Raw genomic sequence first — 17,976 nt, 5'->3', positions numbered from 1 at the left:
GCCAAAAGTAAAGTATTGCCTATACAAAGCCGAATACTTTCTAACGTGGTATTCAAAGGCTATATGGAAAAAATTATACTAAACTTTCTCTGAATAACTGCATCGCTTGGCCACGATGACTAATCTTATTCTTATCTTCTTTAGACAACTCAGCGCTAGAAACTTGAAGCTCTGGTAACCAGAACAGTGGGTCATAGCCAAAACCATTTTCACCACGTGCAGCTTCTAAAATTTCGCCGTGCCAGATGCCTTGGAAAATTTGTGGCAATGGATCTTCTGCATGAGTCACTAAAGCAAGCACACATACGAACATGCCTTCAATCACTTCTCCATTTTTACGAAATGGCAAAAGATCATTTAATAACTTGGCATTATTCGCTGCATCGTCACCATGTTCTCCAGCATAGCGTGCTGAATAAATACCAGGTGCACCACCTAAAACCGGAACACAAATGCCTGAGTCATCAGCCATAGCAGGTTTCCCTGAAATTTTAGAGGCATGACGTGCTTTAATAATGGCATTTTCAATAAAGCTTAAGCCGTCTTCAATGGCGTCGGGAATATTAAGGCGACCTTGAGGAATAATTTCTACAGGTAACTTAAGCTGTTCAAAAAGTTTTTCAAACTCTGCGACTTTACCTTTGTTATTACTTGCAAGGACTAAAGAGCCCTGATCAAACCAATGTGGGGTAGACATAAGATAACCAAACTTTATAACCAATATTGAACGCCAGTTATGTTACGTGTTTTTTGGAAGGGGATATAGAGTAAAACAAATAGAATATAAAATTAGAAGCTTAAAAACTAAAACCACCTTATAGATGCTATAAGGTGGTTTTAGTCGAGTAAGTTTGAGCTGGATTATTATTGAGCTTGAATCCATTTATCCGCACGGTCGCGTGCCATACGAATTTGCTCTTGAGTTAAGTTTGCGGCAAGAGCTGTCTTTTTACCTTCAGATAAGCTAATCACTTTATTGTCGAGCATGCCATCACGAGTTGAAAGCTCATACCACTGATAAGCACCTACGTAGTTTTTCTTTTGCTCTTCCATCATCGCGAGGTTATAGCTTGCGCGGTTATCACCATTGCTTGCAGCTTTTTCGAAATACTTACGAGCCATAGACTCATCTTTCTTAACACCAATGCCGTCGGCGTACATACGGCCTACATTTAACTGTGCTGGTGATAAACCTTGGTCAGCAGCAGCTTTAAACCAAGTAAATGCTTGTTTATCGTCTTTTGCTACATCTTTACCGTATTGGTAACGTGTTCCAAGATAAAATTGTGCGCCAGCTTGGCCAGCTTGAGCTGCTTTTTGAAGGTCATGAATCCCCATTGTGGAGAAGCGCGCAGCCTGGCTAGCAACCGATTGTGGCTGGGCGATATAATCTGCATGAGCCTGCATACTTAGCAGTCCTGCAATTAGTGTGCTAAATAATGTCTTTTTCATAGTGCACTCACTCGATAAATAGCGACTTCACCAAACAAATTCGGAACATGTTTGCTTAACAGGCTTCCCTGCTGGTTTCCATTGACGGCGAGTCGATTAATAATTTGTATTTGATTTTCCGCACACAGTGCTTCGAAATCTTTAAACGTACATAAATGAATGTTGGGGGTGTTATACCACATATATGGTAGAGCATCCGATACAGGCATCATCCCTTTTAATGCTAGAAAAGAGCGAGTCTTCCAGTGTGCAAAGTTTGGAAAAGTAATAATGGCCTGTTTTCCCACACGCACCATGTCTCTTAATAAAACATCGGGTGCATCTACGGCTTGCAAAGCTTGTGCCATGACCACATAGTCAAAAGACTGGTCGGCAAAACGGCTCAAACCGAGATTCAAATCTTGTTGAATAATATTTAACCCGCGACTGACGGCAATTGCAATCTTTTCTTGATCAATTTCTAAACCATAAGCACGAATTTGATGCTTTTGGCTCATATGAGCGAGTAATTCACCGTCACCACACCCTAAATCGAGTACGCTAGAGCCGGGTTTAATCCACTTTTCTGCCAGTTGTTGATCAATACGCATTAGCTTGCCTCCAGTGATGTCGATTTTAAATGTTCTTCACCGCCTAAGAAAGCGCGCAGTGTTTTGACATACAGTGGAATCGGGAATAAAAACGAGTCATGACCTTGTTCAGCATCAATATCGAGGTAACTTACCGGCTTATGGTTGGTAATGAGCGCATCTACAATTTCTTGTGAACGGCTTGGTGCAAAACGCCAGTCAGTTGTGAACGAAACAATTAAGAACTGGCATTTGGTTTTACTCATCGCATCTGTGAGTGAATGACCGTACTCACGTGATGGATCAAAATAATCCAAAGCTTTGGTCATAATCAGATAAGTATTGGCATCAAAGTTACGGCTAAACTGTTCACCTTGATAACGCAGGTAGCTTTCGACCTGAAACTCGACATCAAAACCGTACATAAACTTGCCAGATTTTAAATCACGACCAAATTTCTGCTTCATCGCTTCTTCAGAAAGATAGGTAATATGGCCTACCATACGAGCCAAAATTAGGCCTCGTTTTGGATAGCTGTCATTTTCTAAATAACGACCATGATGGAAGTCTGGGTCAGACAAGATGGACTGACGTGCCACCTCGTTAAATGCAATATTCTGTGCTGAAAGCTTTGGCGCGCTAGCAATAACGACACATTTTTGTAAACGGTCAGGGTAGTCTACTGACCATTGTAGTGCTTGCATGCCCCCTAATGATCCGCCAACTACTGCATACCAAACACTTACTCCTAAACGGTCAGAAAGCATGGCTTGAGTTTTAACCCAGTCGCGTACCGTTACTAGTGGAAAATCTGGTCCATAAGGGCGATTATCATTTTCAGGGTTTGGTGAAGTTGGACCAGTCGATCCACTACATCCACCAATATTGTTGAGTGCAACTACAAAAAAATTATTTGTGTCGATTGCCTTACCCGGGCCAATACAGCTATCCCACCATCCAGCTTTTTTATCATCTTCATGGTGATAGCCCGCTGCATGATGATGTCCGGAAAGGGCATGACAGATCAAAATCGCATTCGATTTATCTGCATTTAAAGTGCCGTAAGTTTCAACCATTAACTCAAAGCGTGGTAAAACACGGCCACATTCAAGATGTAAGGGTTCTTCAAATTGGAACTTTTGCGGAGTGACTAACCCCACTGAGTCAGCTGGAAAAGACACGGGAACATTTCGCCTTTTAAATCTTTCAGGAATAAAAAGAAAGGATACCAAGCTAGGTATCCTTTCCAAAGTCTTTTTTTTAATTAAACAGCGGCGGCAACAACCTGATCTGTACTTAAAACACCTTGATCAATCAAACGGTTGGTACATGCAATAATTGCTTCAATTGATGAGGTGACTGTGTTGTCGTGAACACCCGCACCAAACGAGCCTCTACCAGTACCTTTCACTTGAAGTTCAATTAAGGTTAATGCTTTAGCATTTGCACCTGAACTAATACTACGTTCTTCATAGTTCAATACGTCAATTGGTAATTGAAGTGCATTTAAGAATGCAGAGATAGGACCATTACCTTCGCCACGTAATTGCTGAGTCTCACCTTCAACGTCGATCTCAAGTTCAATGATTTGAGTACCATTTATGTCAGATAACTTATAGTTTTTGACTGTGTAATGGTGGTTCTTCACATCGACATATGCGTCTTTAAACAAGGTCCAGATTTCTTTGGCATTAATTTCTGTACCATTCTCATCAGCATATTGTTGAACAACCTGACTGAATTCGATTTGCAAACGGCGCGGCAATACAACGTTGTAGTTTGATTCCAATAAGTAAGCGATACCACCTTTACCAGACTGGCTATTTACACGAATTACAGCATCGTAGTCACGGCCCAAGTCTTTCGGGTCGATGGGCAAGTAAGGCATATCCCAGATTTCTTCGTTTTTCTGGTATTCAAAGCCTTTTTTGATTGCATCCTGATGTGAACCAGAGAATGCAGTAAATACCAAGTCACCTGCATATGGATGACGAGGGTGTACAGGTAAACCAGTACATTCTTCAACTGTTGCAATCACTTCATTAATGTTAGAGAAATCTAACTCTGGTGCTACACCTTGGGTGTACATGTTCAATGCAATCGCAGCAACGTCAACGTTACCTGTACGTTCACCATTACCAAACACACAGCCTTCGACACGGTCAGCACCGGCCATAATGGCAAGTTCTGATGCAGCAATACCACAGCCGCGGTCATTGTGGCAGTGAACAGAAATAATCACGCCATCACGACGTGCCAAGTTACGATGCATCCATTCAATTTGGTCTGCATAAACATTTGGCGTAGAAACTTCGACAGTAGCAGGTAAGTTTAAAATCACTTTATGATCTGGACGTGCATCCCAAATTTCTGTGACGGCATCACAGACATCTTTTGCGACTTCTAATTCGGTTGCAGAGAAACATTCTGGGCTGTACTGGAAAATCCAGTCAGTTTCAGGATACTGTGCAGCATATTCTTTCACTTTCTGAGCTGCATTCACCGCCAACTGTTTTGCGCCATTTACATCTACATTCAATACCTTTTGGCGGAAGGTTGGAGAGTTAGAGTTATAAATATGCACAATTGCGCGCTTAGCACCTGCTAAAGCCTCGAAAGTACGCTCAATTAAATGGTCACGTGCCTGAACCAAAACTTCAATGTAGACATCATCAGGAATATGATTTTCTTCGATTAACATGCGGGTAAAATCGAAGTCAATTTGAGATGCAGACGGGAAACCGATTTCAATATGTTTAAAACCGATTTTTACAAGCATTTTGAACATTTTGAATTTTTGTTCCATGTTCATCGGTTCAAAAATTGCTTGGTTACCATCACGTAAATCCGTGCTCATCCAGATTGGCGCTTTTGTAATTTCGTTATTTGGCCATTGGCGATCTGGTAAATCGACTCGCTGGTACATACGGCGGTATTTTTTGCTAGGGTCAGCCAACATCATGAGAAAACTCCTTATCTCGTAGCACGGTTGCTCTAGGTATCGTGTGAAAGGCAACGTTCTACAGTTATATATGGTATCTAATACAGAAAAATTAAAGGGAATTTGAAAAGGTCTGCTCTAAAATGCAGACAAAAATTTATACGCGCGCGAGGCGCAGCATCAGGAGTTCAAGATGATGTCTTGCTTGAGTAGGCTGGGCAAACAAGTGATTCGTTTTCATCTATAGACCATGTAATAGTAAGTTTGGTGGTTTGCTAATATGCTTATTGTTTAGATATACCACATCTAAACAATGATTACACGTTGTGCAAAAGTCTTATACTCATTTTAATTTCAGTGTTCAGAAAATAATTTTCTAATTTTGCATTGTTCTATATTTTATCGAAAATAATTTTCATTATTTTGCCTTATTGAGATAAAAATAATTAATTAGACTAAATAAGGCAAAAATAAATAGAGTTACAGTTCTGACCACATACGGATAAGGTTGTGATAGATGTTGGTGAGTTTCATGACTTCAGTATAACTATCACCATGTGATTTCCGTAGTTCACGTATGCTTTCATCTAAATTAAAGAGAAGATGTCGTTTACTATCGTCGCGTACTAAGCTTTGTACCCAGAAAAAAGAAGCAAATCGAGTACCTGATGTAATACTACTGACTTCATGCAAGCTAGTAGAAGGGTAGAGAACTACGTCACCAGCAGGTAATTTAACTTCGTGATAACCATAAGTATCTTCAATCACTAGGTCACCACCCTCATATTCATCTGGTTCGCTTAAAAATAAGGTACAAGATAAATCGGTACGAATTTGTTCCGCTGTACCACGGATAAGACGAATTGAGTTATCTACATGGAAACCAAAGCTTTCATGTTCATCATAACGATTAAAAAGCGGTGGAATAATTTTGTGGGGTAGGGCCGCGGCCTGAAACACTGGATTTTGCCAAATTGCTTTGATGACAATATCACTTAAATGATGAGTAAGTGGGTCTTGCTCCGAGAGTTGCTGATTTCTTTTAACAGAAGCAGATAAGGTGCCAGCAGTCACTTTACCACCTACCCAATTTGCCTCTTTCATGAGTTTACGAAACTCGGCAACTTGCTCTTTGCTTAATACATTCGGGATATGATGAATCACAGCAAACACCTTTTTAAACAGATACTTCATTTATAAAGATAGCCTCAGAGTGAGGCTATCTTATATGTGTTTTAATTAATTCCATAAATAAATTATGGAATTAAGTTTTAGTATTTAAAGTTAATGGCTAAAACAGCATTACGACCATTACCTTCAAATGCATAGTGAGCTGGGTGAGCACTTGTAAAATAGCGTTTATCAGAAATGTTATTGATATTAAGCTGTAAGTTTACGTTCTTGTTGACATCGTATTTAGCCATAGCATTGTAAATGGTATAAGTTGGCAAATATTTGTCTTCAAGCATTGTTGTGCCAGTATTTGTATTGGTAAATACTTTATCGCGGTATTCGGCACCAGCACCTAGAGTTAACTTAGGCAGTACTCGATAAGTAGACCACAATGTCGCACTATTTTTAGCGACGAATGGGAGCGGTTTACCTTCTTGTGCAACTGCGTTATAAGCCGCTTTTGTTAGTTCGCTGTCTAAATAGCTATAACCCGCAGAAACTTCCCATTTGTCGGTTACTTTACCGTTGAACCCGACTTCGAAGCCATCAACTTTACTTTCACCAGCATTGGTTGTGGTATTGGCATCAATAGCGATACGAGTATTTTGTTTCTCGGTACGGAAAATAGCAGCAGTTAAGTTTGCACGATTATTGAATAGATCCCATTTAGTACCAACTTCGAAAGTACGTGCTTTTTCTGGAGATAAATCATTTGCTTGTTGAGAAGAAGTAGATAAAGCATCTGCACCATCACCTTGGTCTACCCCAACCGGATTTGCAGAAGTTGCGAAACTTGCATAGATACTGCCATTTTCAGTTGGTTTGTAGACTAAACCAGCTTGATAAGAGAAATAGTCACTATCATTTTCGAATTTCTGACCAGCTGCAATACTTACGTCATTTGTGTAGTTGCCGCTCGTACTTGTTTTATCGATATCTTTAACAGTTTTATAAATATTTTTATTATATTTACGTTCAGTTTCGAATTTATCCCAACGTACGCCTAAATTTAAAAGCCATTGTGGATTAAATTCGATGCTATCTAATGCATAAAGAGAAACAGTACGGCTGCGAGTTGTATACTGATTTTTGATGCTACCTAAAGTATCAGTAAATGCTCCATTCATTGGGTTGTTGACTGAAGTACACCAGCCATTTGAAAGAGCACTGCTTACAGGACAACTGGTGTTATGGACTGTAGATGTTGTGCCAGAGGCATCTGTAAACGTATAAACTCCTTGATTTGATTGTTGGTAGCTCCACTCGGCACCTGTATTAAAAGAGTGTTTAAGAGTACCAGTATTGAATTTACCTTTTAATGCAAGCTGATCGCTATAAGCATCTGTGTCTACAATCCGACTTAAAGCACGACGTGAAATAGTACCGTTTTTCGTTACATTACCTTTTGAGTCATCTGCATTGGTATAGATGTAATCTGATTTAGATTTTGTGTAAGACATCGTATTTGATAATGTTAAATCATCAGCGAGATCATGTTCTAATTTAAACGTACCGATATGGTTTTCACGTTTATCAAAATCACGAGCTTTCCAACCGTAATACATGCCTTGTTTTACATCAATTGGTTTCCCACCAACAGGAAGGAATGGAATACCTGCATCTGGTTCATCATTACTACGTAAATAGTAGTAGCTCAGTGTTCCACGAGTTGCTGTATCTAGGCCAAATGCAAGACTTGAAGCAATACCAGCACGAGCATATTCAGCACCATCATTTGAACCAGCTTTTTCATTTTCATGGCCCATAACTACAACTCGGCCAGCAACACCATTACCAAAGTCTTTGTTTGCATCAAGTTGGATATGGCGATAGTTATCGGTACCACCTTGAACACTACCTTGGTAAACATCACCTTCATGAGCAACTTTAGGAATCAGGTTAATGCTGCCCCCAACACCACCACCGCCGCCAAGAGCTGAAGAAGATCCTTTAATGACTTCAACTTGCTCAATAGCGAACATGTCACGATTTTGAGAAGTTGAATTACGAACACCATCAACATAGACAGAGGATTGAGCGCTATAGCCACGAATATATGGCATATCGGTAAATGGGGTACCGCCTTCACCTGCACCTAAAGTAATACCTGGTTCATAGCGTAAAGCTTCGAGTAGGGTGTTAGAGTTTGAATCTTTAATTAATTTTTGAGAAAGAATAGAAACGGATTTTGGAGTATCTAAAAGGGGAGCAACTAATTTTGAATTTGCCGACTCATCTACTTTTAAAGATTCTTCGTGAGTTGCTTGAGTATGAATGGTTGGTAGTTGTGAAACAGTTTCTTGTGCCATTGCAGTTGTTGCAATCATAGAAAGGGATGATGCGATTGCAGATGAAACAATTTTTTTACGTGTTCTAATCAATGACATGACTTTCAGGACTTAAATATAAAACGTTATGCGAATAATAATAATTCTTATTTGTATGTACAGTTTGTGTTAATTGGATTTGCCGATAGGATTGTGAAGAAAATATGAAAGATTTAATCGGATTCTGTCGCTAAAAATTGCTAATTAATTAATTATTATTAATTTTTATGAAAAGCGATAATTATTGATAAATTAATTGTAATTTTAGATTTATGAAGCATAACTAAAAAATTACTTTGGCTTAAGGTTGAGTTAAAAAAAATTAAATAATCATAAAATTATTGTGAAATTTACTGAAAAAACGGCCTTCAATTTACTGATCTGATCGGTTAATTTTGTATATCTTGAAAGTTGTCATATAATACAGCACTTTTTTAAAAACTGTTCCTACTAACTAATTTTTATCGAGGAAGCCATGCAAGTAACGACTGAAGCGGTTTCGGGCGTTGCCCGTCGTTTAAATGTTTCTGTACCGACGAGCCGTATTAACGAGCAATTTGAAGCTCGTTTGAAGCGCACTGCCAAAACTGTGAAGATCAACGGCTTCCGTCCGGGCAAAGTACCTGCAAACGTTGTTCGTCGCGAATACGGTGCAAGTATTTATCAAGAAGTTGTGAATGACATCATTCGTGACAGCGTATTCGAAGCAATTCAACAAGAAAAAATCAATGCGGTAGGTATGCCGAACATTGAGAAAGTTGAACATAAAGAAGATGCTTTAGTTTTTGAAGCAACTGTAGAAGTTTATCCTGAAGTTGAAGTAAAAGCATTTGACGGCTTAGAAGTTGAACGTAAAACAGCTGAAATTAAAGACGCTGACGTTGACACTATGATCGAAAACTTGCAAAAACAACGTCAAACTTGGGCTGTAACCAAGGGTATGGCGAAAAAAGACATGCAAGTGACTTTTGACTTCGAAGGTTCTATCGACGGTGAGAAGTTTGAAGGCGGTTCTGCTGAAGACTTTAAACTTGTGTTAGGTTCAGGTCGTATGATTCCTGGCTTCGAAGACGGCATCGTTGGCATGAAAGCTGGTGAAGAGAAAGTAATTGATGTAACTTTCCCTGAAGATTACCAAGCTGAAAACTTAGCGGGTAAAGCAGCTCAATTCAAAATCACTGTGAAGCAAGTTGAAAAACCTAAACTTCCAGAGATAGATGCTGAATTCTTAAAAATCTTCGGTGTTACTGAAGAAGAAGGCGTTGAAAAATTAAAAGCTGACGTTCGTAAAAACATGGAACGTGAAGTTCGCAATGGTTTACGTAATCAAGTTAAACAAGCTGCATTTGATGCTCTTGTTGCTGCTAACGAAGTTGAAGTTCCAGCTGCAATGGTTGCTCAAGAAATTGACCGTCAACGTCAACAAATGGTTCAACAGTTCACTCAACAATTCGGTGGTGCTGGTGCTCAATCTTTTGACAAGAGCATGCTTCCTGACGAATTGTTCAAAGAACAAGCAGAGCGTTCTGTTAAACTTGGCGTATTAGTAAGCAAAGTTTTAGCTGATGCTAAACTTGAAGTTGATCAATCACGTGTTGATGCTTACATCGACGATATGGCTTCTTCTTATGAAGATCCAACTGAAGTGATCGAATACTTCAAAAATGATGCTCAACAACGTGCTCAAATCGAAGCTGTTGTATTAGAAGATCAAGTTGTTGATCACATCTTAGCTGCTGCTAAAGTGACTGACAAAGCAGTATCTTACGAAGACTTATTGAAAGAACAACAAGCTCGCCGTATGGGCTAATCTTTTGAGAAGTCAGGAAAAGGCGCTTTAGGCGCCTTTTTCATTTTTAGGTATGTGGTTAATTTGAGTACGTCGTTAAGTACTTAGGTATAAATAATATAATATTTCAGTGCGAACCTTTTGCAATTTGAGAAATTATCCCGCATATTGTTGCCATAGGTTAAGTCACAAAAAATTTAGGAATAAATAACGTATGTATGTTCCAACAATTGAAAATGCTTTAGTTCCTGTTGTGGTTGAACAATCTTCTCGCGGCGAACGTTCTTTTGATATTTATTCACGACTTTTACGTGAGCGCGTCATTTTTCTAACTGGTGAAGTTGAAGACAACATGGCAAATTTGATTGTTGCTCAAATGTTGTTCTTGGAAGCTGAAAACCCAGATAAAGATATCCATCTTTATATTAACTCGCCAGGTGGTTCAGTCACTGCTGGTATGGCGATTTATGACACGATGCAATTTATCAAACCTGATGTAGTGACATACTGTATGGGGCAGGCTGCATCTATGGGCGCATTCTTATTAAATGCTGGTGCTAAAGGTAAACGCTATTGCCTTGAAAATGCACGTGTAATGATTCACCAACCATTAGGTGGATTCCGTGGTCAGGCATCAGACATTGAAATTCACGCACGTGAAATTCTATTTATTAAAGAACGCTTGAATCGTTTGATGGCAGAACACAGTGGTCAAGACTATGACACGATTGCTCGTGATACCGATCGTGATAACTTTATGACTGCACAAGCAGCAAAAGAATATGGCTTAGTCGATCAGGTATTAAGTAAGCGTCCATAAGGGGGAGTTTTAAGTGGCTTGAGTTGTTAGAAAACGCCTCCATATAGTCATTTAACCCTATCGCTTGCCCTCATATTTAAGATTCTATTTGTGGAGAGAATATGTCCGAACATCCTCAAGGACAAAAACATTGTTCATTTTGCGGTAAAACGCAGTCTGAAGTCGGGAAACTGATTGCGGGCGAGGACGCATATATTTGTAATGAGTGTGTAGATGTCTGCTTAGACCTTGTACAAACCAGTCAACAGGTTGAAGCAGGTGACTGGGCGAGCAAGGCATTGCCAAAACCACATGAAATACGTGCTGCGCTTGATCAATATGTGATTGGTCAGGATCTTGCCAAAAAGACATTATCTGTTGCCGTTTATAACCATTATAAGCGTTTGAAAGTCGGGCAATCTGGTCATGTGTCTAAAGATGTGGAAATTGCTAAAAGTAACATTCTACTGATTGGACCTACCGGTTCAGGTAAAACATTACTTGCTCAAACATTGGCTCGTTTGTTAGATGTTCCGTTTGCTATGGCAGATGCGACCACTTTAACTGAAGCGGGTTATGTCGGCGAAGACGTTGAAAATATTGTACAAAAGCTTTTGCAAAAAGCAGATTACGACGTAGAAAAAGCTCAAAAGGGCATTATCTATATCGATGAAATCGACAAGATTACACGTAAATCTGAAAATCCGTCGATTACGCGTGACGTTTCTGGTGAAGGTGTACAACAAGCATTGCTTAAGATGATTGAAGGTACTGTAGCTTCAATTCCACCACAAGGTGGACGTAAACATCCGCAGCAAGAGTTCATTCAAATTGATACCTCAAATATCTTATTTATTTGTGGTGGTGCATTTGCTGGACTGGAAAAAATTGTACAACAACGCCAAGAGAAAGGCGGAATTGGCTTTACAGCTGACGTGAAGAAAAAAGATGAAAGCAAGAAAATTGCTGAACTGTTCCGTCAAGTTGAGCCAACTGACTTAGTGAAATTTGGTTTGATCCCAGAATTTATTGGTCGTTTACCAGTCATTGCGACGCTTGAAGAGCTTGATGAAGAAGCCTTAATGCAAATTTTGACAGAACCGAAAAATGCATTAACTCGCCAATATCAATACTTATTCAACATGGAAAATGTTGACCTTGTATTTGAAGATTCAGCTTTACGCGCGGTTGCTAAGCGAGCGCTTGAGCGTAATACTGGAGCTCGTGGTCTACGTTCGATTTTGGAAAATGTTTTACTTGAAACAATGTATGACTTACCAAGTCGTACAGATGTAGGAACAGTTTTCATTAATGAAGCAGTCATTAATGGTGAAGCAGAACCTGTTTACAAGCCAGAACGCCAGCCTAAAGAAACAGCAACTCATGAAAGTGTTGCTAAGGCAGATTTAAAAGTAATTGATTCGAAGTCTGCTTAGATTTCATTCATCTAAAAAGCATGAATCGCGCGAGTGATTCATGCTTTTTTTGTTTTCAATTCATGTAGGTGGTGTTAATCTAAAAAAACAAAATACGCATAGTTTTGCGATATAGAAAAATCAAAAGAAAACGCTTTGAGGGATGTCATGCGTTATTTAATTATTGCATTAAGTTGTACCGCATTACTTGCGGGTTGCCAAAGTTCATCACACTTAGCAAAAAATTCAGGTGAGCTGACTGCGACTTTACCTAAAGTTGATGTAGATAAAGCACCCGGTGTATTTGATCAATACCATGTGGGTGGCTTTAGTATGGGTGGGTGGGTAAACCAGAAGCTAGGTCAGACATTTGTACCGATTAAACCGCAAAATGAACATGCAGCAGTAGTCTATCTCTATCGGCCAGATACCAAATGGAACCGTCAGGAAATTGCAGCAATCAATTTGTTTGTAAATGGCAAACGAATTCCAAGCTTATTGCATAACCATTATTACTGGATTGAACTGCCAGCAGGAAGTTATCGTATTTCTGCAAGTCGGCCTCTATTAGGTATTCATTTCCAAGAGCCAAAATATATTGATATTATGGTCGATGCTGGAACGTCTTATTATTTAAAATACGATGAAGAAAATAAAATGGACCGTGGTGAACACACTGGCCCATTTATGTTAATGCAAGACAATATTGGACGTAGAGAGATTGCTTTTACTGAGCTTAAATCTTCTAGCTACAATTTTGTTGCTGAAGATACTTCAGGAAAAATACGTCATAAACCGCAAGAGCTAAAACCAGCTAAATATGATGAGAAGTCAGATGTCCATCTGATTAAACCATTTAAGTTATGGAACCCTTTAACGTGGTAATGGCCTACAAAGGATAAAGAAAAGTTAAGACTTTTCTTTATCCTTCATCAATGGCGCAATAATTTTAAGCATCTCTTCTTGCATGTGATCACGTGCTTTAGGGTCATTAAAGGTTTGTTGACCCAGCTCCATCATATATTCTGAAATTTGTCCCATAATCTGTACGTTTTTACGCGTAATCGATTGGCCTTCTGGGGTTTTTAAAAATTTCAAATTTGCCTGAACTTCTTCTTCAGTATATGTCTTTAAATAAATATCTTGTAAGGCTTGCGTAGTTTTTGGGCTACTAATGAGCTGGTTACTCGAATCTTTTAAAAGTAAGCCTAACTTTTTCGCTGCCTCTTTTTCTTTCGGGCCTAAAGTTTTGATGCCCGTAATATTAGTGATGATCTGTTCAGCTTGTTGATCATAATAAGGTGTTAATTCATTAATTGATTCTTTAAGCAAATAATCAATTTGGCTCATTTGCATGAGTTCTTTCACTGAACTTAATTTGGCAGGAGAAGCAAATAAGCTTGTTGTAATACAGCTTAGGCAGAGGCTGATTGAGAGATTTTTAAGAATAGGGCGGATAGTCATGAAATGACCTATATACAATATATGGCGGGTGGGTGTATTTATTAATAACATAGATTGGCGAACTAATTGTTACAATTCTTTTCAATTTCCAAAAAAAATTATAAGGCATAAAAAAAGCACCGAATTCGGTGCTTTTCTTGATTAGCCTGCTGCGGCATCGATTACTGGAATTTTTCCAATTTTTGCTTGCCAGATTTTTGGAGCTACTGCGTGAATTGAAGTACCGTTTACATCAACTGCTACAGATACAGGCATATCTTCAACTACGAATTTGTAGATTGCTTCCATACCTAAGTCAGCGAAGGCAACAACTTCAGCTTCACGAACAGCTTTAGATACGAGGTAAGCCGCACCACCAACTGCCATAAGGTAAGTTGCTTTGTTGTCTTTGATCGCTTCAATTGCTGTTGGACCACGGTCAGCTTTACCAATCATACCGAATAGACCAGTATGCTCGAGTACTTTACGTGTGAATTTGTCCATACGTGTTGCAGTTGTAGGGCCAGCAGGACCAACGACTTCATCACCCACAGGATCAACTGGGCCAACGTAATAAATGAATTTACCTTTAAGATCAACTGGTAATTCTTCACCATTGTCGATCATTTCAACCATACGTTTGTGTGCAGCATCACGACCTGTGTACATTGTACCGCTAAGAAGTAATGTGTCGCCCGGTTTCCAAGAATCCATTTCTTCTTGAGTAATGGTATCAAGGTTTACGCGTTTAGACTGTGAAGAATCCCAAGTTACAGATGGATAGTCTTCAAGTTTTGGTGCTTGAATATGAGCTACGCCTGAACCATCAAGCTGGAAGTGAGCATGACGAGTAGCAGCACAGTTCGGAATCATACCAACTGGTTTGCCCGCAGCGTGACATGGGTAATCTTTGATTTTAATATCAAGAACAGTCGTTAAACCGCCAAGACCTTGTGCACCAATACCAAGAGCGTTTACTTTCTCAAAGATTTCGATACGAAGTTCTTCGATTTTGTTTTCTGGTCCACGGCGAAGTAATTCGTCCATGTTAATTTCTTCCATAAGTGCTTCTTTAGCAAGCATCATGGCTTTTTCAGCAGTACCACCAATACCGATACCGAGCATACCAGGAGGACACCAACCTGCACCCATAGTTGGAACAGTTTTAAGAACCCAGTCAACAATCGAGTCAGATGGGTTAAGCATAGCAAGTTTAGATTTGTTTTCTGAACCGCCACCTTTAGCAGCAACAGTAATATCTACTTTGTTACCCGGTACGAGTTTGTAGTGAATAACAGCAGGGGTGTTGTCTTTTGTATTTTTACGACCAAATGCAGGGTCAGCAAGTACAGATGCACGAAGAACGTTGCTGTTTTCAAGGTAACCTTGGCGAACACCTTCATTTACTGCATCGTCTAAGCTCATTGTTAAATCGAATTTAACATCTAAGCCCACTTCAAGGAAAACGTTAACAATACCAGTATCTTGGCAAATTGGACGATGACCTTCCGCACACATGCGAGAGTTAATTAAAATCTGTGCAATTGCATCCTTTGCAGCTTTGTTTTCTTCGCGATCATAAGCACGGCTCATCGCTTGGATAAAGTCTTGCGGGTGATAGTACGAAATAAACTGTAGGGCGTCCTTGATTGATGTAATCAAGTCATCTTGTTTGATAATCGTTGTCATACCAAAAAATCTCTTGAGCGGGCTGTTAGCTAGCGGGCTAAATTATATGACAAAAACACAATCTTGTGGGGGATTGGTTGATCTTTTGACCGAAAGTCGAATAAGACCAATGCTAAGTGATTTAAAACTAAGAACAACCAACTGCTAAGGCCGTTATTTGAGAATAAAAAAAGCCATTTGAGCGGACATCAAATGGCGAGAGGTAGAAAAGATTAAATGATATTAATTATTTGGCAGCAGCTTGTTGTTCAGCCTGAATTGCTGTTAAGGCAATAGTAAAGACGATGTCATCTACTAAAGCACCACGAGACAAGTCATTGACTGGTTTGTTTAGGCCTTGCAGCATTGGTCCAACGCTGACTACATTTGCTGCACGTTGTACTGCTTTATAGGTCGTATTACCTGTATTTAAGTCTGGGAAAATAAATACATTGGCACGACCAGCTACGCGTGAGTCTGGTGCCTTTTGGCGTCCTACACTTTCAACAGAAGCTGCATCGTATTGGAGTGGACCATCAATCAGTAAATCAGGGCGGCGTTGCTGTGCAATTTGAGTCGCTTGTTGTACTTTTTCAACATCAGCACCAGTGCCTGACGTACCAGTCGAATAGCTGATCATGGCAATACGTGGGTCAATTCCAAACGCTTTTGCAGAGTCAGCAGACTGAATCGCAATTTCAGCAAGCTGATCGGCTGTAGGGTCTGGGTTAATTGCACAGTCACCGTAAACATATACTTCATCTGGTAAAAGCATAAAGAATATGGATGAAACTAGTGAGTAAGAAGGTGCGGTTTTAATAAGCTGAAAAGCAGGGCGCACGGTGTTCGCTGTAGTGTGAACTGCACCAGAAACCAAACCATCTACATGATCTAGCGCCAGCATCATGGTGCCAAGAACAACAGTGTCTTGTAATTGATCTTTGGCTTGTAACTCATTGAGTTTGCCTTTGCGGAGTTCAACCATAGATGCAACATATTGATTGCGAATGCTGTCCGGATCAATAATTTCCAAGTCTGCTGGTAATTCAATACCGCGTGCTTTTGCAACGTCTTGTACCGCATCTGGTTTTGCTAACAAAATACAATGTGCAATACCACGAGCCTGACATATAGCAGCTGCTTCAATAGTGCGTGGCTCGTCGCCTTCAGGTAGGACAATCCGTTTTTTGGCTGCAATCGATTTTTGTACCAGTTCGTGACGGAATGCAGAAGGAGAAAGACGTGGTGTTGCTCCATTATTACTGTGTTGTTTAAGCCATTCGACATCGATATGACTTGAAACAAAACGAGTCACTTGCTCGGCACGTTCAGTATCATCGGTTGGAATTTCATTACCAAAATCAGATAAGCGCTGTGCCGTTTCCAGTGTGTTTAAACGGGTATGTAAAATTGGTAAGCCTTGTTTGATAGCGCTTTGGCAAAACTCTAAAAGCTCAGGGGCAGGAGCTTCACGTTCGGTCAGTACCAAGCCTGCTAGAGGAATGCCATTACTAGTTGCTAAACTACCTGCAAGTAATACATCGGTACGTTCAGATGCGCTAATAATCAGTTCGCCAGCAATGAATTTATTCAGTTCATATTCAATGCTTGAGGCAATTAAACTTGAATGCAAAATACGACGTGTTTTCGCTTCGCCTTGATGTACCCATTGACCGTCAATCACGTTCGCGATGTCTAAAGTTCTAGGTACACTTAAGGTATTACTAAATGGGACTAAACCAATAATGGGTAAATCGTTTGATCCAAAGTAGCGATTGTATTTTTGCAGTTCTGTCGTAAATTTTGCGATGTCTTCAGTTGGACGTAGCGATGGGTCGAATGCGACAGGAATCTGAGCTGTTTCCTCAGATAACCCACGTGTACGCATAAAGAGTACACCTGCTGTTCGGTTTGAAGTTGCACCGCCAAACTGACGTAAGTGTGCTTCAACTTTCTCTGCTGTTTTACGTGGATTTTGGATGTCTGCTGTGCTTACTAACACTACTTCTGCATCGAGAGCTTGGGCAAGGCTGGCATTAAGCTCACTGGCAAAATGATCTTGTCCATTTGGCAATAAGCCTTCAACAATAATGACATTATTGTCGGCTGCAATACTGCGATGAAGACTTACTGCTTCTTCAAGGAGTTCATCGACTTCACCTGACGCAATGCGTTGGGTTAATTTTTCATGAGAAATGGATTGAACAGTTTTACCTTGAAATAAATGACCAAATAAAGATGTAGTTCGGTCTAAAGTTTCTTGATCTACCTGAGAAAACGGTTTTAAAAAGCCTGCTTTAATCCCATTACAATCAAGTGCATAAATCATACCTAAGCAGGCAGAGGTTAAACCAACCCCTTCACCTGTAGGAATTAATAAAATTGTATTCATATAAACCT

The 17,976-nt window shown here is 39.8% G+C and carries 14 protein-coding genes; 4 read left to right on the top strand and 10 right to left on the bottom strand.

The window, feature by feature from the left end; genetic code table 11:
* Positions 1-73: 73 nt before the first annotated feature.
* From rdgB to AC1PJ9_RS06770, 7 genes are all read right to left on the bottom strand, one after another.
* Entirely contained in the window at positions 74-697 is a 624-nt protein-coding gene (gene rdgB, locus AC1PJ9_RS06800) for an RdgB/HAM1 family non-canonical purine NTP pyrophosphatase (protein ID WP_174743414.1), read from the bottom strand.
* 167 nt (positions 698-864) lie between these two features.
* Complete coding sequence (locus tag AC1PJ9_RS06795) at positions 865-1,452, bottom strand: tetratricopeptide repeat protein (RefSeq protein ID WP_000751694.1); 588 nt, start codon at positions 1,450-1,452, stop codon at positions 865-867.
* Positions 1,449-2,042, bottom strand: a complete 594-nt coding sequence (gene metW / locus AC1PJ9_RS06790) for a methionine biosynthesis protein MetW (RefSeq protein ID WP_001217230.1) — start codon at positions 2,040-2,042, stop codon at positions 1,449-1,451. The genes AC1PJ9_RS06795 and metW overlap by 4 nt, the downstream gene beginning before the upstream one ends.
* A complete protein-coding gene (metX, locus tag AC1PJ9_RS06785) occupies positions 2,042-3,202 on the bottom strand; it encodes a homoserine O-succinyltransferase MetX (protein WP_311087139.1) in 1,161 nt (386 codons plus the stop codon). The genes metW and metX overlap by 1 nt, the downstream gene beginning before the upstream one ends.
* An 83-nt stretch (positions 3,203-3,285) precedes the next feature.
* Entirely contained in the window at positions 3,286-4,983 is a 1,698-nt protein-coding gene (gene leuA, locus AC1PJ9_RS06780) for a 2-isopropylmalate synthase (protein WP_311069548.1), read from the bottom strand.
* A 459-nt stretch (positions 4,984-5,442) separates the two neighbouring features.
* Positions 5,443-6,126 carry a Fe2+-dependent dioxygenase gene (locus AC1PJ9_RS06775; protein WP_263612884.1) on the bottom strand — a complete coding sequence of 228 codons (684 nt, stop codon included), beginning with the start codon at positions 6,124-6,126 and terminating at the stop codon, positions 5,443-5,445.
* A 107-nt stretch (positions 6,127-6,233) separates the two neighbouring features.
* Positions 6,234-8,522, bottom strand: coding sequence for a TonB-dependent receptor (locus tag AC1PJ9_RS06770; protein ID WP_311069549.1), 2,289 nt, complete (start codon positions 8,520-8,522; stop codon positions 6,234-6,236).
* Positions 8,523-8,937: 415 nt separating this feature from the next.
* On the opposite strand from AC1PJ9_RS06770, the gene tig reads away from it, so the two are divergent.
* From tig to AC1PJ9_RS06750, 4 genes are all read left to right on the top strand, one after another.
* Positions 8,938-10,272, top strand: a complete 1,335-nt coding sequence (tig, locus tag AC1PJ9_RS06765) for a trigger factor (protein ID WP_263612886.1) — start codon at positions 8,938-8,940, stop codon at positions 10,270-10,272.
* Between the two features lie 193 nt (positions 10,273-10,465).
* On the top strand, positions 10,466-11,071 hold the full coding sequence (gene clpP, locus AC1PJ9_RS06760) for an ATP-dependent Clp endopeptidase proteolytic subunit ClpP (RefSeq protein WP_000289452.1): 606 nt from the start codon (positions 10,466-10,468) through the stop codon (positions 11,069-11,071).
* 101 nt (positions 11,072-11,172) lie between these two features.
* Complete coding sequence (gene clpX / locus AC1PJ9_RS06755) at positions 11,173-12,486, top strand: ATP-dependent Clp protease ATP-binding subunit ClpX (RefSeq protein ID WP_002053318.1); 1,314 nt, start codon at positions 11,173-11,175, stop codon at positions 12,484-12,486.
* A gap of 147 nt (positions 12,487-12,633) precedes the next feature.
* Positions 12,634-13,350, top strand: coding sequence for a DUF2846 domain-containing protein (locus AC1PJ9_RS06750; RefSeq protein ID WP_311087138.1), 717 nt, complete (start codon positions 12,634-12,636; stop codon positions 13,348-13,350).
* 24 nt (positions 13,351-13,374) lie between these two features.
* On the opposite strand, the gene AC1PJ9_RS06745 is transcribed toward AC1PJ9_RS06750, so the two are convergent.
* From AC1PJ9_RS06745 to pta, 3 genes are all read right to left on the bottom strand, one after another.
* On the bottom strand, positions 13,375-13,929 hold the full coding sequence (locus AC1PJ9_RS06745) for a DUF2059 domain-containing protein (protein ID WP_004710671.1): 555 nt from the start codon (positions 13,927-13,929) through the stop codon (positions 13,375-13,377).
* Between the two features lie 141 nt (positions 13,930-14,070).
* Positions 14,071-15,597 (bottom strand): fumarate hydratase, encoded by a 1,527-nt coding sequence (locus AC1PJ9_RS06740; RefSeq protein WP_151794251.1) that lies wholly within the window; start codon positions 15,595-15,597, stop codon positions 14,071-14,073.
* 226 nt (positions 15,598-15,823) lie between these two features.
* Complete coding sequence (pta, locus tag AC1PJ9_RS06735) at positions 15,824-17,968, bottom strand: phosphate acetyltransferase (RefSeq protein WP_311087137.1); 2,145 nt, start codon at positions 17,966-17,968, stop codon at positions 15,824-15,826.
* Positions 17,969-17,976: the final 8 nt, after the last annotated feature.

The sequence above is a fragment of the Acinetobacter sp. 70_2 genome, from assembly GCF_056736115.1.
The sequence above is the reverse complement of the archived record's forward strand: the minus strand, read 5'-3'. Positions and strand labels throughout refer to the sequence as shown.